General features: G+C 46.0%; 18 protein-coding genes and 1 pseudogene. 9 read left to right on the top strand and 10 right to left on the bottom strand.

The genetic code is table 11. From position 1 onward, the window contains the following. Nucleotides 1–169: 169 nt before the first annotated feature. The 3 genes and pseudogenes from LEPBO_RS0130855 to LEPBO_RS45470 all read left to right on the top strand — a co-directional run. Nucleotides 170–3691 carry a WD40 domain-containing protein gene (locus LEPBO_RS0130855; RefSeq protein WP_017291469.1) on the top strand — a complete coding sequence of 1174 codons (3522 nt, stop codon included), beginning with the start codon at nucleotides 170–172 and terminating at the stop codon, nucleotides 3689–3691. Nucleotides 3692–3944: 253 nt separating this feature from the next. Beyond that, the gene (locus tag LEPBO_RS0130850) at nucleotides 3945–5561 is read left to right on the top strand and encodes a B12-binding domain-containing radical SAM protein (protein ID WP_026149047.1); all 1617 of its coding nucleotides are present in this window, start codon (nucleotides 3945–3947) and stop codon (nucleotides 5559–5561) included. Between the two features lie 105 nt (nucleotides 5562–5666). Continuing rightward, a pseudogene (locus LEPBO_RS45470) lies at nucleotides 5667–5789 on the top strand (addiction module protein); the annotation flags it as partial. A gap of 144 nt (nucleotides 5790–5933) precedes the next feature. Here LEPBO_RS45470 and LEPBO_RS0130845 read toward each other — a convergent pair. Next, nucleotides 5934–6245 (bottom strand): helix-turn-helix domain-containing protein, encoded by a 312-nt coding sequence (locus LEPBO_RS0130845; protein ID WP_017291467.1) that lies wholly within the window; start codon nucleotides 6243–6245, stop codon nucleotides 5934–5936. Nucleotides 6246–6247: 2 nt separating this feature from the next. Further along, complete coding sequence (locus tag LEPBO_RS38815; protein WP_394374100.1) at nucleotides 6248–6469, bottom strand: type II toxin-antitoxin system RelE/ParE family toxin; 222 nt, start codon at nucleotides 6467–6469, stop codon at nucleotides 6248–6250. An 80-nt stretch (nucleotides 6470–6549) separates the two neighbouring features. Here LEPBO_RS38815 and LEPBO_RS45655 point away from each other — a divergent pair. Next, nucleotides 6550–7294, top strand: a protein-coding gene (locus LEPBO_RS45655; RefSeq protein WP_394368072.1) for an IS1 family transposase whose coding sequence is annotated in 2 segments (ribosomal slippage) — nucleotides 6550–6798 and nucleotides 6800–7294 — 744 coding nt in all. Because the reading frame shifts where the segments join, the coding sequence is not laid out codon by codon here. Here LEPBO_RS45655 and LEPBO_RS41330 read toward each other — a convergent pair. The 3 genes from LEPBO_RS41330 to leuS form a co-directional block, all read right to left on the bottom strand. Next, nucleotides 7270–7434 (bottom strand): hypothetical protein, encoded by a 165-nt coding sequence (locus LEPBO_RS41330; RefSeq protein WP_197693302.1) that lies wholly within the window; start codon nucleotides 7432–7434, stop codon nucleotides 7270–7272. The two genes, LEPBO_RS45655 and LEPBO_RS41330, sit on opposite strands and share 25 nt — an antisense overlap. Nucleotides 7435–7650: 216 nt before the next feature. After that, nucleotides 7651–8676 (bottom strand): agmatinase family protein, encoded by a 1026-nt coding sequence (locus LEPBO_RS0130825; protein ID WP_017291463.1) that lies wholly within the window; start codon nucleotides 8674–8676, stop codon nucleotides 7651–7653. An 86-nt stretch (nucleotides 8677–8762) separates the two neighbouring features. Continuing rightward, complete coding sequence (gene leuS / locus LEPBO_RS0130820; protein WP_026149046.1) at nucleotides 8763–11330, bottom strand: leucine--tRNA ligase; 2568 nt, start codon at nucleotides 11328–11330, stop codon at nucleotides 8763–8765. 98 nt (nucleotides 11331–11428) lie between these two features. Here leuS and LEPBO_RS0130815 point away from each other — a divergent pair, with 98 nt between their 5' ends. Continuing rightward, the gene (locus LEPBO_RS0130815) at nucleotides 11429–11998 is read left to right on the top strand and encodes an RNA 2'-phosphotransferase (protein ID WP_017291461.1); all 570 of its coding nucleotides are present in this window, start codon (nucleotides 11429–11431) and stop codon (nucleotides 11996–11998) included. On the opposite strand, the gene LEPBO_RS0130810 is transcribed toward LEPBO_RS0130815, so the two are convergent. Together LEPBO_RS0130810 and LEPBO_RS0130805 are read right to left on the bottom strand one after the other, a co-directional pair. Next, nucleotides 11991–12368 (bottom strand): hypothetical protein, encoded by a 378-nt coding sequence (locus LEPBO_RS0130810; RefSeq protein ID WP_026149045.1) that lies wholly within the window; start codon nucleotides 12366–12368, stop codon nucleotides 11991–11993. The genes LEPBO_RS0130815 and LEPBO_RS0130810 overlap by 8 nt on opposite strands. Beyond that, nucleotides 12365–12640, bottom strand: coding sequence for a hypothetical protein (locus LEPBO_RS0130805; protein WP_017291459.1), 276 nt, complete (start codon nucleotides 12638–12640; stop codon nucleotides 12365–12367). Before LEPBO_RS0130805 ends, LEPBO_RS0130810 begins: the two co-directional genes overlap by 4 nt. Nucleotides 12641–12708: 68 nt before the next feature. On the opposite strand from LEPBO_RS0130805, the gene LEPBO_RS0130800 reads away from it, so the two are divergent. Continuing rightward, nucleotides 12709–13677 carry a hypothetical protein gene (locus LEPBO_RS0130800; RefSeq protein ID WP_017291458.1) on the top strand — a complete coding sequence of 323 codons (969 nt, stop codon included), beginning with the start codon at nucleotides 12709–12711 and terminating at the stop codon, nucleotides 13675–13677. Between the two features lie 83 nt (nucleotides 13678–13760). Here the strand turns inward: LEPBO_RS0130800 and LEPBO_RS0130795 are convergent, their stop codons facing one another. From LEPBO_RS0130795 to thrC, 3 genes are all read right to left on the bottom strand, one after another. Beyond that, nucleotides 13761–14429: a DUF1877 family protein gene (locus LEPBO_RS0130795; RefSeq protein ID WP_017291457.1), complete on the bottom strand. Its 669-nt coding sequence runs from the start codon at nucleotides 14427–14429 to the stop codon at nucleotides 13761–13763. Between the two features lie 267 nt (nucleotides 14430–14696). Continuing rightward, nucleotides 14697–15731 (bottom strand): Rieske 2Fe-2S domain-containing protein, encoded by a 1035-nt coding sequence (locus LEPBO_RS0130790; protein ID WP_051077905.1) that lies wholly within the window; start codon nucleotides 15729–15731, stop codon nucleotides 14697–14699. A 116-nt stretch (nucleotides 15732–15847) separates the two neighbouring features. Further along, nucleotides 15848–16960, bottom strand: a complete 1113-nt coding sequence (gene thrC, locus LEPBO_RS0130785) for a threonine synthase (protein WP_017291455.1) — start codon at nucleotides 16958–16960, stop codon at nucleotides 15848–15850. A gap of 269 nt (nucleotides 16961–17229) precedes the next feature. Here thrC and trxA point away from each other — a divergent pair, with 269 nt between their 5' ends. The 3 genes from trxA to LEPBO_RS45155 all read left to right on the top strand — a co-directional run bounded on the left by trxA (nucleotide 17230) and on the right by LEPBO_RS45155 (nucleotide 19867). Next, nucleotides 17230–17553, top strand: coding sequence for a thioredoxin (gene trxA, locus LEPBO_RS0130780; RefSeq protein ID WP_017291454.1), 324 nt, complete (start codon nucleotides 17230–17232; stop codon nucleotides 17551–17553). A gap of 176 nt (nucleotides 17554–17729) precedes the next feature. Continuing rightward, on the top strand, nucleotides 17730–18824 hold the full coding sequence (locus tag LEPBO_RS0130775; protein ID WP_017291453.1) for an LOG family protein: 1095 nt from the start codon (nucleotides 17730–17732) through the stop codon (nucleotides 18822–18824). A 179-nt stretch (nucleotides 18825–19003) separates the two neighbouring features. Further along, on the top strand, nucleotides 19004–19867 hold the full coding sequence (locus LEPBO_RS45155; protein WP_017291452.1) for an SAM-dependent methyltransferase: 864 nt from the start codon (nucleotides 19004–19006) through the stop codon (nucleotides 19865–19867).

Here is a 19867-nt window from a genome sequence, read left to right as displayed (position 1 = left end):
AAGGCGAATGGGCATCTTATACTTAAATTGTTACTGGTTGTGATGTCAGGATTACGGATCACACCAGCAGTTTAAAGAATATCTTGCGAAATGCCGCAACTATTTTGTTTGATTTTTGATGAGAGAGGTCTTAAGTTCATGTCAGGGATAAATTCATCAGTTTGACAGCATGGATATTGACGCAACACTAGCCTTTACTGATCGACTTGTGTTTGAAAAAATTGGCATACATCTGAACGATCTGCAATTGGCAATGCTGCGATCGTCTTGGTCGTGGGAGCGTCAAAGTTATGACCAAATTGCTGATACTTATGGCTATTCAGGAACTTATCTAAAACACGATGTTGGTCCAAAACTTTGGAAATTGTTGTCAGAAGTTCTGGGTGAAAAAGTCAATAAAACCAGTTTTCGAGCCGCGATCGAGCGACGCTTTCAAGCTCAAGAACAGAAACAACCAGTCATTAGCAAACAAATCATTCAAGCTCAAGATTGGGGCGATGCTGTCGATGTGAGTTTTTTTTGTGGGCGAGAGCATGAGCTATCTCAGTTACAGCAGTGGATTTGTGAGGATCAATGCCGCTTGATCTCAATTGTTGGGATCGGCGGGATGGGTAAAACTTCGCTCTCGGTGAAGCTTGCCAAACAGCTCCAAAACCAGTTCGACTGGATTATTTGGCGATCGCTCAGAAATGCTCCATCTGTTCAGGAATTGCTGCTAGACGTGATTCAGGTGTTATCGAGTGAAGCAATTTCTAATCAGCGAGATGTGACGATTTCTCGATTATTGCAAGAAATGCGATCGCGACGCTGTTTACTCGTACTGGACAATGTTGAAACCGTTCTGCAAGGGAATCAGTATCGCAGTGGCTATGAGCAATATGGAGAATTGTTTCGGCAGCTTGGAGAAACCATTCATCAAAGTTGTAGTGTGCTGACGAGCCGCGAGAAACCTTATGAAATTGGTATGCTAGAAGGCAATGTGCTACCTGTGCGATCGCTGATGTTGCGCGGCTTAACGCTTGCAGCGGGACAGCAGCTTTTGCAAATTAAGGGAACCTTTCGCGGCACAGAGACGGACTGGAGCCGATTGATCGCCGGATATTCAGGCAATCCCTTAGCCTTGAAAATGATTTCCACGACGATTCAGAATTTATTTGATGGACAATTAGCGGATTTTCTCAGCCAAGATGCTTGGGCATTAGGCAATATTCGATCGCTGATCGAGCAACAATTTCAGCGGCTCTCAGAGTCCGAAAAAACGGTGATGGATTGGCTAGCAGTGTACCGTGAGCCAGTTTCATTTTCAGAACTCAAAGCTGACATATTTCCGCCGCTTTCAGTGCAGCGATTGATCGAGATTTTAGAACTCCTAGAGCAACGCTCTTTAATCGAAAAGGTGAATGCGAAATTTTCGCTCCAGCCTGTGATCATGGAATACGTGACTGATTGCTTGGTGGAAAAAGTTTGCCAGGAAATTCAAACCGGAGAGCTGCTCCGCTTAAAAACTCACGCATTGCTCAAACCCCAAGCTAGTGATGATGTTCGAGAGGCTCAAATTCGATTGAGTTTGCAGCCTGTAATCTCGACTTTACAAGCAAATTCTCCAGGGAACATCGAGCATCTTTTGGTCGATAGAATTCACCAACTTCAAGATAATCCCGTATCAGATATCGGCTATGCAGGTGGAAATCTCTTAAATTTACTTTGTCAGATCCAACCTCGGCTGAAGCATCATGACTTATCTGATTTAGCAATTTGGCAAGCAGATTTCCGCCAGGTGAATCTCGATCGAGTAAACTTAGCAAATTCTGATCTCAGTCGTTCTGCATTTGCAGACACATTGGGCGTGGTCTTTACGGTTGCTTTTAGTCCCGATGGTACTCAGTTAGCTACAGGCGATGCTGAAGGAGGATTGCGGCTTTGGCAAGTTTCTTCTGGAGAACCGTTATTGAATCTTTCAGGACATCGGGGCTGGGTTTGGGCAGTTGCTTTTAGTCCTGATGGAAGCTTGCTAGCAAGTTGTAGCAGCGATAAAACAATTCGAGTCTGGCAAGTCGAGACTGGTGAATGTTTGCAAGTTCTTCGAGGTCATACTAGCGCGATTTGGGCTGTTGCGTTTAGCGCAGATGGAACTACGATCGTAAGTGGTGGCGATGAGCCAACTGTTCAACTGCGAAACGTTAAAACAGGAGAATGCTACCAAGTTTTAACGGGTCATACGGGTCGAATTCTTTCGGTTGCATTTAGCGCCGATGGTCAGTATTTAGCAAGTGGCAGCGATGACCGAACTGTGCGAATTTGGGCTATGCAGAGTGGCGAATGTCAGGCAATTTATCAGCAACATCGCGATCGCATTTGGTCAGTTGCATTTAGTCCTGATGGTCAACTGCTTGCCAGCGGAAGCGCGGATCATACAATTCGATTATGGGCATTAGAAACGGGTGAATGTTTAAATGTCTTGAGCGAACATCGCGATCGAGTGCGATCGATTACTTTTAGCTCAGATTCTCAACGGTTAGTCAGTAGTAGCGATGATCAAACCATTAAAGTTTGGGACATCCACACTGGGCAATGTGTGCAAACACTCAAGGGGCACACGAATTCTGTCTTCTCAGTGGCGTTCAATCAGTTGATTGCCAGCGGTAGTACTGACCATACTGTTAAGCTTTGGGATACTACTACAGGTCGCTGTTTAAAGACCCTCACAGGCTATACAAACTCTATCTTTTCAGTCGCATTTCACCCAGATGGGCAATTGCTCGCGAGCGGAAGTACAGATCGCACCCTTCGGCTCTGGTCAATCCAGTCAGGAACTTGCTTGAAAACGCTACGAGGACATCAAGATTGGGTCACTTCAGTCACCTTTCATCCGAACGGAGAATGGGCTGCGAGTAGTAGTCTCGATCGAACTGTTCGGATTTGGTCAGTTGCAACCGGGGAATGCCTCAAACAATTACAAGGACACTCAAATTGGGTACAGTCTGTAGCATTTAGTCCGAATGGTCAGATCTTAGCGAGCGGCAGCGATGATCAAACGATTCGGCTCTGGTCGGTCGAAACTGGACAATGCTTGGAGGTTTTAACCGGACATTCGAGTTGGATTTGGGCAGTGACTTTTAGTTCAGATGGCTCAGTGATTGCGAGTAGTAGTGATGATCAAACGATTCGGATTTGGTCAGTGGAAGCAGCGGAGTGCTTGCACGTACTACAGGGACATACAGGGCAAATTCAAGCGATCGCTTTTAGTCCAGACGGAACGTTACTTGCCAGCGGCAGCGGAGATGAAACCGTCAGAGTTTGGAATGTTCAAACCGGGGAATGTGTGCAGATCTTACAGGGACACGAAAACAATGTCTGGACAGTTGCTTTCAGTTTGGATGGTCGTTTTTTAGCAAGTGGAAGCTTAGATCAAACCGTGAAACTCTGGGAAACTGAGCATTTTGCTTGTGCGAAAACACTGCCGATTTTGATGCATTCGGTCAGATCCTCGATCGCGTTTCGTCCAGGCGAAACAATGACGATCGCAACCGGGAGCCATGATGGAACAGTTCGGATGTGGGATTTGCAAGATGCACAGTGTTTGCAGACCTTCATTCCTGATAGACCCTATGAAGGGACAAATATTCGGGGAGTAACCGGAATTACTTCTGCGCAGAGATTAGCGCTGAAAGCATTAGGCGTAACAGATTAATTCTGCTAACATCAAGCGTGCAGCTAGCTCTACCATTGGTTACTCCTAGTCATTAGACAGAATTTTGCCTCTACCCTTCGGAGGATATTGAGTCTAGCAACGCATCTTTCGTTCCTGATTTCAGTAAGTCAGTTTGTAGCTAAGATAACTTGAAGCAAAATCGAGTGCTGTATTCGCCAATCAACATTCCAGCATTAACTTGATCCTGCTAATATTCAAACAACCTCAGAAATAAGTTCGGGAGAGATTTGTAATGACAGGTCTGCTTGGGTCACCCAATGCTGTTGCTCCTCAATCCCAAAATACCCGGTATCGTCCGACTACCCATCGCCGTATTCTCTGCATTTTTCCAAAGTACAGTCGGTCTTTTGGAACCTTCCATCACGCCTTTGGATTAAAAGGCGTAAAGGCTTTCATGCCTCCCCAAGGACTTTTAATTGTTGCTGCCTATTTGCCTTCAGAATGGGATGTGCGTTTTATTGATGAAAACATTCGACCTGCTTCCCGCGCTGATTATCGTTGGGCAGATGTTGTGATTGTCAGCGGAATGCATATCCAACGCCCACAAATTCAGCACATTAATGCACTTGCTCATCAAGCTGGAAAAATTACTGTGCTAGGTGGTCCCTCAGTTTCAGGTTGCCCAGAGTACTATCCTGACTTTGACATCTTGCATCTGGGCGAACTAGGAGATGCGAGCGATCGCATGATCGAATATCTCGATCGCCATCATGAACGCCCAACTCAGCAAATTCGGTTTGAAACCGTCGATCGCTTACCGCTGGCTGAATTTCCCACACCTGCTTATGACAAGCTCAATTTAAATCAGTATTTTCTTGCCAATATCCAATACTCAAGTGGTTGCCCCTATCAATGTGAATTTTGCGACATTCCTACCCTCTATGGTCGCGATCCCCGCTTGAAATCGCCTCAACAAGTGCTCCGAGAACTAGATGCCATGCTAGAGGCTGGAAATCCTGGAGCCGTTTACTTTGTCGATGATAATTTTGTGGGCAATCGTCGAGCCGTTGCGGAACTTCTGCCGCACCTGATTGAATGGCAAAAATCAAACGGTTATCCGGTTCAGTTTGCTTGTGAAGCAACGCTGAATCTCGCACAGAGTCCAAAGCTCCTGGAAATGATGCGCGAAGCTTATTTCTGCACTGTCTTCTGCGGCATTGAAACTCCAGAACCAGAGGCGTTACGAGCAATTTCTAAAACGCAAAATCTGAGTATGCCGATGCTCGAAGCAATCAAAACTTTGAATCAATATGGCATGGAGGTTGTTTCGGGGATCATTTTAGGATTTGATACGGACACGGCAGAAACGGTCGATCGCATTTTGGAATTTATTAAGCGATCGCAGATTCCGATGCTGACAATCAATTTGCTCTACGCTTTGCCAAAAACCCCGCTCTGGAATCGTCTGCAAGCTGAAGGACGCATTGTTTCAGAAGTCGGACGAGAATCGAATATTGACTTTCTCCTGCCCTATGAAGAAGTCATTGCGATGTGGAATCGCTGTATTAGTGCGGCTTACGAACCCAACTTTTTGTACGAGCGATTTGCTTATCAATGCCAACATACTTATCCGAATCGGATCAAAGTTCCGAATAGTCCTGCACGCACCGCTCCAGATAAGGTTTGTCGAGGGCTAACCATGCTTGCAAAAATCTTGCTCAGAGTTGGAGTTTTTAGTAGCTATCGAGAGACATTTTGGCAAATGGCAGCTCCTGCTTTGAAAAAGACAAAAATCGAGCAAGTGATTCACATTGGCTTAGTCGCTCATCACTTGATTCATTTCACTCAAGAATGTACAAAAGGTGCTGAATCCGCTTCTTTTTATTCTCAAAAACTTCGAGGGAAGTAGTAAGCTAAAGATAAAATCTGGCAGTTAGCTGGTACTTATGAAATCGATCGAGCAAATTACCGAAGAACTGTTGTCACTTCCTAGTGCTTCTAGGCACTTTTAGCTGAGAAATTGGTAGAAAGTTTGGAATTTGATACCGATCCAGCGATTCAGAAGGCTTGGACATCAGAAGCAAAGCGACGGCGGGATGAAGTGAGAAGTGGCAAGACTGAGAATATGCTGAGGTAGTTCAGTATTACGGCAATGCCCGGAAGTTGCCCAAGCTTTTATCAATGCAGTTGAAAATGCAGTTTATCGGATTCGGGAATCGCCTGAGAGTTGGAGCACGATAAGGCTTCCTTTGAATGTAATTGATGAAGTTCGCTCACTTCATCAAACTTCGGCAATTACTTTGCCAATGTCTTGAGGGGTTGCACCTGTTGCTAGCATTGCACGAATCAAAAGTTCGATCGAAACGGTAGCATCTCCATTTTCTGCTTTTGCAATTCGGGGCTGGCTGGAGTGAATCTTTTCTGCTAATTCGGCTTGTGTCATTCCTTGCTGTCGTCGTGCTTTCAAGCTTCGACTAAGCGCGAGTTTGATTTCGACAAAAGCAGTTTCTTCAGCCGTCAGTTCTAGAAATTCTGAAACTGTGCCAACTTTCCAACCCTTTGCCTCTAGACGCTTTTGCTTCTCTTGATCCATGTCTACTCCTGAATATCTGTGTCATATTTACTTAACCGTTTCTGACAATTCTCAATGATCTGGTCGGGTGTTGTTCGTGTCGTTTTGTTGAACACCTCTATGATGAGGATTGCATCTTCATCCATGCGATAGATGATTCTCCAGCTTTTATCAATGTCCCGAATTCTTAATTCGTGGCAACGTGACCCAATACTATGCATCGGTCGCAAGTGAGGAAGTTCGATGTTTTCGCCTTGCTGGGTAATGTTCTAGACCTGTGTATTTCGTGTGAAAATAAGAGCAGTTGTTAGCTCTTGTTGTTCTCATGGTGCTTGAACCTGTCTGCTGTCCCAGCTGTAACAGTACAAATGTGGTGAAAAATGGCAAAAGTGATGAAGGCAAACAGCGTTATCGCTGCCGCAATACCGACTGCTCGCGTCGTTCCTTCATTCGGGATTACAGCTACCGAGGCTACTTGCCCGAAGTGAAGCAGCAAATTAGCGATATGGCAGTCAATGGCAGTGGGATTCGAGATACTGCACGAGTGCTAAAGATTAGCCCGACGACGGTAATTGAGGAATAAAAAAAAAGATCGCCATCTCGAACAAGTCAACACTCGTCTATTGCAACAGATGAACATGTCACCGACGAGCGCCATGGTGGTAAAAGTTGAGGCAGCAGAAATGGATGAGATGTGGAGCTTTGTGCAGTCCAAGAAACAGCAGCGATGGTTGTGGCACGCCATTGATCATCGCACTGGAGCAGTGCTGGCTTATGTCCTGGCTCCACACGAGGATGCAGCGCTCAAACAACTTCAGCAATTACTTGCCCCATTCGCGATTGAGCGGTTTTATACGGACAACTGGGGCGCATACTTGCGCTTGTTAGATTCTCAAAAGCATACGGTCGGCAAAACGAACACGCAACGTATCGAACGTAAGCATTTGACGCTTCGCACTCGGATCAAACGGCTCGCTCGAAAAACGATTTGCTTTTCTAAGTCCATCTGGTTGCATGATGTCGTGATTGGATTGTTCATCAACCGCTACGAATTTGGTCGGGCTGTCTGATAGTTCATCCACAGGTCTAGAACATGACCGCCTTGCTGCAAGCGTCTGAGTAAGAAACCTGCTTCGAGACGAGCTTCTTGGCTGAAAGGTGAAGTTTTAATCTCACCTCGCAACCATACTAGAGGTTTATCATGATCCATGCCTGATTTACATCATATCTGATATATTTTGGCGCAACCACTTCCCATCCAATTTGATCAAGCGATCGTACTTCTAATTTTACTTAGAATATTGGGTTGTTGAATAAGTCGCTTTCGAGGAATCATCCACTGCTTTTGTGCAGCGATCTCGCTTGCACAAATCAATCCTTAAACTGCCGCGTTTGAATCCGTGATGTGTAAGCATTCGTCAAGGATTTAATTCTTCCAAGACAAATCCAGAAAATTACACAGCTTATAAACAATTCGGGCAGCTACATTTCCATCCCATTCTGCATTTCCAATTTCCACGACATCAAATCCAATGACTTTTCGCCCACTGTTCACGACTTCCCGGAACAGACAGAATGCTTGTTCTAGCTCCAAACCTCCCGGTACAGGTGTGCCCGTTTCTGGGCAAAGCTTCGGGTCGAATCCATCAACATCGACGCTAATGTAAACATCCTGTGGGAGTTCTGAAACAATCTGCTTGCAAGTCTCTAGCCAGGGAATTCCTGCATATTGCTTTTGTTTCAGCATGGGATCGAAGTAAGTTGAAATACAATCGCTCTTCTGAATCAATTCCACTTCATCAATACACACATCCCGAATGCCGACTTGTACTAGCTTCACCATCTGCGGCAGTTTCAGAACGTTGTACATAATCGACGCATGGGAAAACTCAAAGCCTTCGTAAGCTTCTCGTAAGTCAGCATGAGCATCAATGTGGAGAATGCCAAAAGAGGAGTAATGTTGTGCGATCGCTCTCAAATATCCCAGCGGCACACTATGATCCCCACCGATCAATCCGACTCTTTTACCTTGACTCAAAGCTTTGCTTGTCTCTTCAAAGAGCCATTGATTAGTAGCTTCGCAGTCTTGGTTAATGGTTGCTAGTAGTTCAGTGAGTTCTGCATCTAGCTTTTCACCAGACTCTAAGCGATCGATAATTCGTGCTGCTTGCGGTCTTAGTGCATCACTCTTGTCTAAGATATGCTGGGGAATTTCAGGCATGAAAATACCTTGCTTCCAACCATCGGGATTATCAAAGTCAAATAGGTCGAGCTGAGAAGAAGCATTCAAAGTTGCTTCAACTCCTCTCGCTGTCCCTGCACTGTAAGAGACGGTTACTTCCCAAGGCACACCTAAAATAATCAGATTTGCCGAATCGTAGTCAAACGGCAACCCAAATAGCCGACCAGTAACACCAACACCGCTCGGATTATAGTTTTCTAGAGTCGTCATTGTTTAAGCTGCTTGTAGAGTTTTACCGAAAGTTTGAGGTTCTGAAAGCAGTCGAGCCGCTGTGTTGGGAGCGGCTCGACTCTAAATTACGCGACAACGAAGTTTACTAACTTCCCAGGCACGACGATCACTTTCTTGATCTCCTTACCGTCGATATAGCGTTTTGCAATCTCAGAATCACGGGCGAATTGCTCTAAAGCAGCTTTGTCATCTGCGATCGCAGTTGCCGCTTCGATTGTTCCGCGCGTTTTACCTAAGATTTGAATCACGATCGTTTTCTCATCGGCAACTAAAGCACCCGGATCAACGATCGGGAAAGATTGAGTGTGAATCGAATCAGAATGACCAATCGATCGCCATAACTCCTCAGCCATATGAGGTGCAAAAGGAGCTAACAAGCGCAATAAAGCGTCAATTCCTTCTGCATAAACTGGAGAATCTTTTTGAGCACAATCGCTTAAGGCATTGCTCAATTTCATCAATTCAGAAACAGCCGTATTGAATTGATACTCACCTTGCAAATCTTCGGTGATTTCTTTGATTGCAGTGTGAATCGATCGACGTAAATCTTTCTCTGCTTTGGATAAATCTTTGGCAGGTTTTTGATTCAACTTCGAGTCTGCTACCAATCTCCAGACACGATTGAGGAATCGATATTGTCCCTCAACGTCTGCATCTTCCCACTCCAAATCTTTCTCAGGGGGAGCTTTGAACAAGATAAACATCCGAGCCGTATCTGCTCCGTACTTGTTCACGACATCGCCCGGAGCAACGCCGTTGTGCTTCGACTTCGACATTTTCTCGAAAACAATTTCTAGTTTCTCTCCCGTAATCGGATCAACTGGATTCGTCGGATCTTTGATATCCGCCGGGATTACATACTTTCCAGTGGTCGGATTCTTGTAGGTTCTGCCTTGAACCATCCCTTGTGTCAGTAACCGCTCAAACGGCTCATCAAAGTTGAGTAATCCGCGATCGCGCAACACTTTCGTAAAGAATCGCGAATACAACAAGTGTAAGATCGCATGTTCAATCCCGCCCACATATTGATCAACGGGCATCCAATCATTCGTAATCGCTTTATCGAATACTGCTTGATCATTGTTGGCATCGGGATAGCGCAAGAAGTACCACGATGAATCGATAAAGGTATCCATCGTGTCCGTTTCCCGCTTCGCAGGAGTGCCACAGCTAGGACAAGGAACATTTAACCAGGATTCGATCTGAGTCAGAGGCGATCCACCTTTACCGGAAAATTCCACATCTTCAGGCAATTTCACAGGCAGATCCGCATCGGGAACCGGAACCGCTCCACAGTTCGGGCAGTGAATAATCGGAATCGGTGCGCCCCAGTATCTTTGACGCGAGATCAACCAATCTCTTAACCGATAGTTCGATGTGCCTTTACCTTTTTGGTGAGCTTCTAAAAACGCGATCGCTTTTTCGACACTCTGACCTTTACCTTTACCTGCGGGTACACCATTTAGCTCACCTGAATTCACCATTACACCTTCGCCTGGATAGGCTTCAGTCATGGTTGAACTATCCAAAGTTTGATCAGCAGGTTGTACGACCACATGAATCGGCAAATTGAACTTTTTCGCAAACTCAAAATCGCGCTGGTCATGAGCTGGAACTGCCATAATTGCCCCTGTTCCATAGTCCATCAGCACATAGTCTGCAATCCAAATCGGAATCTTCTGATTGTTGACTGGATTGATCGCATAGCTTCCCGTCCAAACGCCAGTCTTTTCTTGACCTTCAGCCGTTCGATCTAAATCACTTTTTGCAGCAGCAGCTTCCTGATATTGCTGGATTGCTGCTGATTGTTCCGAAGTCGTTAATTTTTCAACTAACGGATGCTCAGGTGACAAGACCATGAAAGAAGCACCCCACAAGGTATCTGGGCGAGTTGTAAAGACAACAATCTCGTCGCCTGCTTCTGTTGTGAAAGTAACTTGTGCGCCAGTAGACTTGCCGATCCAGTTTGCCTGCATCAACTTCACGCGATCGGGCCAGCCTTTCAACTTGTCCAAATCGACTAACAATTGTTCGGCATAATCCGTGATTTTCAAAAACCACTGCCGCAACAATTTCCGCTCGACTTTCGCACCCGATCGCCAAGATCTACCATCCGCATCGACCTGCTCATTCGCCAAAACGGTTTGGTCGATCGGATCCCAGTTAACGGTTGCTTCTTTCTGATAAGCCAAGCCTGCTTTGAAGAATTCCAAGAAAATCCACTGTGTCCAGCGATAATAATCCGGCGAGCAGGTTGCTAATTCTTTTGACCAATCGAAAGAAATGCCTAATTGCTTCAACTGGTCGCGCATCTGATCAATGTTCTGATACGTCCAATTTGCGGGTGCGACATTTCGCTCGATCGCTGCATTTTCCGCAGGCAATCCAAAGGCATCCCATCCCATCGGATTCAAGACGCGATAGCCCTGCATCCGTTTCAAACGGGCGATTACATCGACGATCGTATAGACGCGCACATGCCCCATGTGAAGATTGCCGGATGGGTAAGGAAACATCGACAGAGCGTAGAATTTCGGCTTGTCGCTCTGTTCTGGGGTCTGATCTAGATTCGTCTCTGACCAGACTTTTTGCCACTTTTCCTCAATTTCGGCGGGGGTGTAACGGGACTCCACGAATGCGTCTCCTAGCGATGTTAAAACCTTGTGCCTACTTATTCTAGTTGACGAGATCCCGTCTGTAGCTAGAATAGTTGTAGTATATTCTGTATTATATGGATACGACAAGGCGAGTCAAAATCAGTAAATATTTGAGTAAACATTTGCGACATACGCCGGAGCGTCTTGGAATTACGCTGGCTCCGGGAGGTTGGGTCGAAGTTGAAATGTTACTCAACGCTTGTGCTGCGGCTCGGTTTTCGATCACTCGCACTGAACTGGATCAGGTTGTTGCACTGTGCGATAAACAGCGTTTCGCGTTTGATGAAACTCGAACTCGAATTCGGGCAAATCAGGGACATAGCACGATCGTAGATTTGCAATTAGAACCCCGAATCCCGCCGGATATCCTTTATCACGGCACAGCAGAATCTTCAGTCGAATCAATTCTGCAATCTGGCTTGCTCAAGATGAATCGTCATCATGTGCATTTGTCGGAATCGATCGAGACTGCGAAAAAAGTCGGAATGCGTCACGGTCATCCTGTCGTGTTGAGCGTTGATACGATCGCGATGCAGCAAGCTGGCTTTATGTTCTATCGTTCAGAAAATGGGGTTTGGTTAGTCGATCGAGTTCCGCCTGAATTTTTGTTGCTAGACCATACCTCACAAGGAGTCGCTAAATGACGTTTGGCAAGGCATCAATTTTAACGGAGCCACCCTCAATGGTTTGAATCTGTAATTCGTAGCCTCGTAATAATCGCATTCCAATTAGAGGAACTGTCTCTGACTCGTTGATATAAATTTCGCGGTACTGCCCATTCCAGATGACAGACCCAAGATAAACCTCGAACGTACAGGAAGATCCATCGCCCAATGTTGCGAAATCTCGACCTTCCCAACTCAATCTCAATGTGGAGATGATTTCAGATGGCAAGGTTAGAAAGCCAGAAAATCCTGTATCAATTACAGCATCTATTAGTTGCGTTGTCGTATTGCTTCTGACGACGATCGATAATGTCGCCTCACAATATTGATTTACCCGTCCCTCCATCATGGCTTCGGTCTTAAACTCCGTGCGCCAAAATGATCAACGGCTGGATGCCCAATGCGAACAAACCAAGTCTGAGCATCTGGTAATCTTGCGGTGAGTTGCTTAGATGCGGTCAGTAAATCATCAGCAACCTCAAAGGCTCCGGTTTCGATGTCGATCGCTACAATCTTGCCGTGGTTGCCTTTTTCGACTTGCAATCGTACCTGAGATTCATAAATCTCATCGCCACGTCGAGCAAATTCTTCTTTGGGATAGCGGGGTTGTCGAATTGCCATAAGCTTCATCCCTTAATATCATGCTTACCATTTTAGCCTGCTCGATTATACTGATCCCAAAATAGACAATGCCGACAATCAGCACAGGCACTGAAATGATAGTCAAGAATTCCAACCCTAGAGATGAAGCAAGACAACTCATCACAGATTGGGCTGAGTCAATCATTCAAGCCGCAAAACAACTCATGTATGATGGCGAGGCATATTTAGTAGCTGTATCTGGCTTACCTTGGTATCGTCAAGGCAACGATACGTGGGTTGATGAATCTTGGTGGATTGAAACTGCGCGATCAAGATATGAGCAGCAAAAGGATTCATTCAATCGATGGCTAATTGATGAATTAGAAATTTTGGCACATCATTTTTTGCCAGAGTACCGTAGTGCTGCACGTTTACGCATTGAGCAATGGTACGAGAAGTCTGCTCATGATCCAGAAAATTGGTGGACTCTAGCAATGCTGGTTTATCCAGAGCATCCTATCTTTCAAGATTTACACGAGTATCCAGAGAATTGTCGGGAGTGGGCAATTCTAGCAAACGTAGGCTACAAAGATGCAATTATTGCCCTACATAACAATTTGCTCTCGGAGTATGAAAACCAAGACTGGTTCTGGGTCAGTGAGAGTCTCTCTTCCATAGCGAGTGTCGGCGGAAAGTCTTTGGTGGCTTCTATCGTTTCGGAAAGTGAACTTCAGCAAATACGGCAGGCATTTCGCACGCTAGCAAAAAAAGATTTAGCCAACGGAATGCTATCGGAGGAAGAACTCAGCGAGGAATTGGGACAGCGAAACTGTATTCATGTCGCAGTACAACTGGGGTGGCAAGATGTGATCGATGATCTATCAAGGAATCAAAGCTACTTGAGAAAGCTCGACACCTATGACATTTTGTGGTGGAGTTTGACTGATAAAAGACGATTAGTAGAAGATTTTATTACGCAAGTTCAGCCCCATACTTCCCGACATCATACACTTTCTGAAATTGAATCGGAGTCTATGAGATTGGCAATTGCGTGGAGACGAGCAATATCGGTCTAACGGCTCAAATCAGCGGTGGTAGAGGACTCACAACGAAGCAGAAACCATTTTGGTTTGTCATCTGTATTTGAATGGTTACCCTGCTACTCAATTGGTATATCTTCCCACTCGAAATCAACACCGTAAAAACAACCTAGATATAGCAACATACCTCTGTTCATCTGCACTGCTACTTTGTAATACTCTGAAATACATCGGAATCTATACCAATAATCTTCAAATTCACCGTCTCGTATCCCTCTGAATACTTTGGGATTACATTCACAGGCTTCCTCATATCTGTACTTAAACTCCTTCTCTGAAATTTGGAGAAATGCTTCAGAAATTATTTGGGTCTCAGGTTGTGCTAAGTATCTGACAGGAGCAAAATCCATGAAGCCGCCTGTAGTCTCTTCAATCGCAGTGCCGCCCATAACGGCATTGATTAGCAACCAATTCTTACTTTTATGCTTTGTAACAACAAACGGTAGTTTGCATTCTTCCCATGATGATGCATCTTCAGTGAGCAAGTAATGCATTGCGTGCCAATCAGAATCAATGTCTAATCTACCAATTCTCCACTGGTCGTCAGCAAGAATGGCATCCAAATCACCATGAAGATTCTCATCTCGTAGATAAGTAGGCAGATACTGTATTTCTGCCGTTTCTATAGATTCTTTGGCATGAAGATATAAATTCAGCATGTATAGATCTTGCCGTACTATTTCAAGCAAGGGTGGAGATATTTGCCTAAAATTACCTTCAATTCCCATATTGGCGAACGTTCTAAGCCTATTGAGCTAAATATTCCACAAAATAGCATTAATGTACCACTCCTAGCCATAACTCTTTGATCTGTGTCTTAGCCTTACTGCTGGAGACTATTTCTATTCCTTCAAGTCTCTAGCATCTTAGGTTAAGCACGATCGACATTCTTTCCCTTCAAGCCATTCGACGCTATACCAACACACTCATCGATAATCTAAATCGTCGTATTGGAAGGTTCGATCATCATTCCACTCAGCGAGATAGATCGGCAATTAAGCCGTATATGTTGCACCAAGACCGAGCGCACTTAATCCTTTGCGATATGCGATCGACGTTTGATCCGCCCGAATATGAGATTCAGCCCTCAGTTCAAGGGGCAAATCTTCAGGATATTGAGCTTCGACCACTTCTTGATCTTCTGCAAATACTTGATAGTTAAATTCGTACACGGGTTCAAGAGACATGTCTTTATCGAAGTTCCGGCAAATCGGGCAAAAGATGCGAGTTTTTCGGGCTGAAACGGGAGACGCAGCATTCAAGATACAAAGCCGTCCCTCATTCGGAAATAGCACCGTCAACCGCGCTGTAAAGGGTAAAAATACTTCAAAAATTCGCATCCACTGAAAATCTGCCGGGGCACGATCTTGCATCGCTTTAGGAAAATTGCTGACATTGCTCAAATACTCAGCCTTCAAACCCGTTGGAGTCTTCGTCACTTCATAGTGCGGCACAATCGGATTACTGCGATCGCCAAACGATTTCTGATGTACCCAAGCAAAGTGAGCCACATCCAGAAATCCTTCCATCTGCCGCCCAGCCGCAGCATTGAGATCAACCGCTTCAGGTAAAATTTGCTGATAATCCGAATCGTCCCACTCGTGAAAATCAGGCAGGGGATGATCGCCCCCACCCAGCGAAGTCCAGACTAAACCGTAAGCCTCGATCGCCGGATAAGTCTTCAAACAAAGTTTTGCAGGAATTGAAGCATTTGGATCGGCTGGAACCAAAACACAGCGCCCGTCTGTTGAATAATGAAACCCATGATATTTGCAGATTAAATGATCGCCTTCCACAAAGCCCATACTGAGCGGAATGCCGCGATGCAAGCAAATATCATTTGCAACTGAAACGCCTGCTGAGGTTCGCCATACCACCAGCCGTTGATCTAAAAGCTTTGCAGCAATCGGCTGATCCGTGACCTCTCGACTAAATGCGATCGGATACCAAAATGGAGCCAACGCATCCCAATCCGAAGGTGCAAAGGTGCAATCTTTCGGATAAACAGTCGATCGAATCGTGCTGACCATTCGCCCCATCCTGAAGTTCAAACTATCTAAATGGAATCGTAGCAAGCACACCCAATCGCGTTGTGTCTTGTACTACGAAACTCCATTTAGATCAATTGAGCGAGCGTCTCAGAACATTAGAATCCCATTGCCTTCGCAACTTCCTCTAAACCGGGTTCAATCCCCTGCTTAAAGTTATTCTCGCTGAACTTAATCGCCGAATCTGGATCTTTCAAGCCGTTGCCTGTCAAGACACAAACCACAGTCGCGCCTTCTGGCACTTGATCCTTCACCTTCAACAATCCAGCGACCGAAGCCGCACTCGCAGGCTCACAGAAAATCCCTTCCTGCGATGCCAACATCCGATAGGCATGGAGAATTTCTTCATCCGTCACCGCATTAAAACTACTTTGGCTGGCATCTCGAACCGCGATCGCTTTATGCCAATTCGCTGGATTCCCAATCCGAATCGCCGTTGCCAAGGTTTCTGGATGTTTAAATGGCTCACCTGTCACTAATGGAGCCGATCCCGCTGCCTGGAATCCCATCATCTTCGGCAATTTCGACGATCGACCTTCTTGGTGATACTGGTTAAATCCCATCCAGTACGCACTAATGTTTCCTGCATTTCCTACAGGAATACATAACCAATCCGGCGCATCACCTAATACATCAACGACTTCAAACGCCGCCGTTTTCTGTCCTTCTAAGCGATAGGGATTCACCGAATTAACCAGCGTCACCGGATAATTCTGAGACATCTCGCGCACAATTTCTAACGCGCGATCGAAATTCCCTTTAATCGCCAGCACTTCTGCCCCATACAGCAACGCTTGCGCCAACTTACCCAACGCCACATAGCCATCGGGAATCAGCACAAACGCTCGCATACCGCCACGCCGCGCATAAGCCGCCGCCGCTGCTGAGGTATTACCTGTACTCGCACAAATGACCGCTTCCGCGCCTGCTTCCTTCGCTTTCGAGATCGCCATCGTCATGCCGCGATCCTTAAAGCTGCCCGTCGGATTCAGACCGTCGTATTTCACAAACACTTGCACCTGCCGACCAATCTCCCGCGCGATCGCAGGAACCGGGATCAATGGCGTATTCCCTTCGTGCAGCGTGATCACGGGCGTTTGATCTGTCACGGGCAAATAGCGACGATAGCCATGAATCAAGCCGCGCCAAGGCTGTACTCTGGGCAATTCTTCGTTCTGAGCGGGGTTTGCGAGAGACAAGCGTAAAGTCACAGGAGTCAAAATGAATCACGATTAGATTTTCAGTTTACTGCGTTTGGTTCATCTCAAAGCAGCGATCGTCAAGGACATTTCGTTACGCTGCCCTCTCTGCCCTCCAAACTCCCGTCCACCTCACTTCATTCCGCTACAAAATTCAACCTTATCCAAAACTTTTGTATCTAATTTTATGTATCTATTTATGTCTGCAATGTGAATAACTCCTGACCGTTTTGCTATGGTAGAATTTCGTCAAATGAAACAAAGGCAAGGATTTTCAGGTAATGTCAGCAACCGCACAAGTTACAGATTCGTCGTTTGACCAGGAAGTGCTTCAGAGTGAAGTCCCAGTTCTCGTAGATTTTTGGGCTCCTTGGTGCGGTCCCTGCCGCATGGTTGCGCCTGTTGTCGATGAGATTGCAGCGCAATACGAAGGCAAGGTCAAAGTCGTTAAACTTAATACCGATGAGAACCCAGGTGTTGCCAGCAGATTTGGAATTCGTAGTATTCCGACGCTGATGATTTTCAAAGGCGGTCAGCGGGTTGATATGGTCGTTGGTGCTGTTCCCAAGACCACCTTATCGAACACTTTAGACAAACACCTCTAAGACCAGTTTCGACAAGTTTCTTGATTCGCCTGGATTCGTCTCATTTGTTAAATTCATTTGTCACAGTGCTGATAACGCCCTAGACTTGAGTGCTAGGGCGTTTTTCAGTGTCGATACGGGCATTCCCAGTGCGCCCTGTCTCGCTAAAATAGAATGCCCCTGTAAGGAAAATCTACATGACTGCTAACCCTTCGGATTTGCCTCAACCTTCTCGATCGATGCTGAATGTCCAGTCTTTACGATCGACGCTCAACGAGCTTCTGGATCATTTGCCTGAGATGCAACATGGTGCGCTGATTGCTCAAGCCCTGGGTCTGATTGCCCGAATTTCTCAGGACGAAATCGATCGCTTAGATTGGAAAATTCTGAATGCGTCGCTTCAGGACATGGAGCGGGCGTTTACCACCTTTTATCCATATCGGCATATCCGAAAAGTTTCGATCTTTGGGTCAGCGCGGATTAAGCCTGGAACGGAAGAGTATGAGCAGGCGAAAGAGTTTGCGAAATGCGTGACTCAGCAAGGGTACATGGTGATCACGGGTGCTGGCGGCGGCATTATGGCAGCCGGAAACGAAGGGGCTGGCATGGACAAGTCATTTGGCTTGAATATTCAATTGCCGTTTGAGCAGGGCGCGAATCATTTTATTCAAGGCGATCCCAAATTAATTCCGTTCAAGTATTTCTTCACGCGCAAGGTCTTTTTCTTGAAAGAAAGTGATGCGTTAGCGTTGTTTCCAGGTGGGTTTGGCACGCAGGATGAAGCGTTTGAATGTTTGACTCTGACGCAGACGGGCAAATCGGCTCCGGTGCCATTGGTGCTGATTGACAAACCGGGTGGACATTATTGGCACGACTGGTCAGAGTACATTCACAAACAGTTGATGAAACGGGGGTTGATCAGTGCCGATGATCCGAGCCTGTATACCATTACTGATGATCTCGATGTAGCTTGTAACGCGATTTCGAGTTTCTATCAGGTGTATCACTCTAGCCGTTATGTCGGCAGCCAGCTAGTGCTGCGCTTGAAGACAGAATTGAGTGATGCAGCAGTTGATGAGTTGAACGATCGCTTTCGGGACATTTTAGTGACGGGCAGAATCGAGAAGACGAAGCCATTGCCACAAGAAGCCCAAGATGAGAGTTATGGCTTACCCCGATTAATTTTGAATTTTAATCAACGAGATTTAGGGCGACTCTATCAATTGATCGCAGCCGTGAATTTCCTAGGCAATCCACCGCCGGAGGTGTCGGCGCATCCAGAGCGTAAGTGATGGGGAGTGGGGAGTGGGGAGAGTGGGAGCAAAAATTATTTCTAGTCTTCCCCCCACTCCCCACCTCGACTAACTACGAGACCCACTCAACTCCTCCACACACAACTCCTCTCTCCGATAGATGATCCAGCATGTCTGAATCCGTTAGATCTCCAGAGGTTACTGTGAGGAAAGAATTCATGCGTCGATCGCTCAAGTTTCTCGGAGTCCTGATTGCACTGTCAGTCGTTACTATTCAACCGACTATTACACAGGCTCAACCTAGCTCAGAGCTGATCAATCCGGCTGTTCCTTATGTTCCAACGCCGGAAGAAGTTGTGATGGGAATGTTGGAATTAGCCAATGTTGGGCGAGAGGACATCGTTTATGACTTAGGTTCAGGCGATGGCAGATTAGTGATTACTGCGGCTCAGAAATTCGGCGCAAAACGAGGAGTCGGAGTTGAGATTAATCCAGGATTAGTCAATCGCAGTAATGCAAATGCAAGAGAAGCAGGCGTAAGCGATCGTGTTCAATTTATTCAGCAAGACCTCTTCCAAACCAATTTTAGCGAAGCCTCAGTCGTCACCTTGTATCTGTTGCCCAAGATCAATTTACAACTGCGACCGAAGCTATTAAGTGACCTCAAACCAGGCAGCCGTGTTGTTTCTCATGCGTTTGCAATGGGAGATTGGACACCGGATAAACGAGTGCTAGTCAACAATCGATCGGCTTATCTTTGGATCATTCCCGCACCTGTGGAAGGAACTTGGACAGGCACACTCTCTAGTGCTTCCGGACAATCTATCCCTTATACATTGCAGATGAAACAAACCTTTCAAAATGCGAGTGCTACCGGGGAAATTGCGGGAACAACAATTAGCCTGCCTCAGATCAAACTTGTAGGAGATCGTTTCACACTCGAACATCGGCAAAAATTTAAGGGTCAAGACATTCAGGTTCGCATCAATGCTCAAGTCGTTCAGAACACGTTAACGGGAACTGCTGAAGTGTTAGATGGGACTTCAACTCAGACCTTCACACTGAACGGACAGCGAAGTTAA

This window comes from Leptolyngbya boryana PCC 6306 (assembly GCF_000353285.1).
GTDB lineage: Bacteria > Cyanobacteriota > Cyanobacteriia > Leptolyngbyales > Leptolyngbyaceae > Leptolyngbya > Leptolyngbya boryana.
Note: the sequence above shows the minus strand (reverse complement) of the source record. Positions and strands in the feature narration are given on the sequence as shown.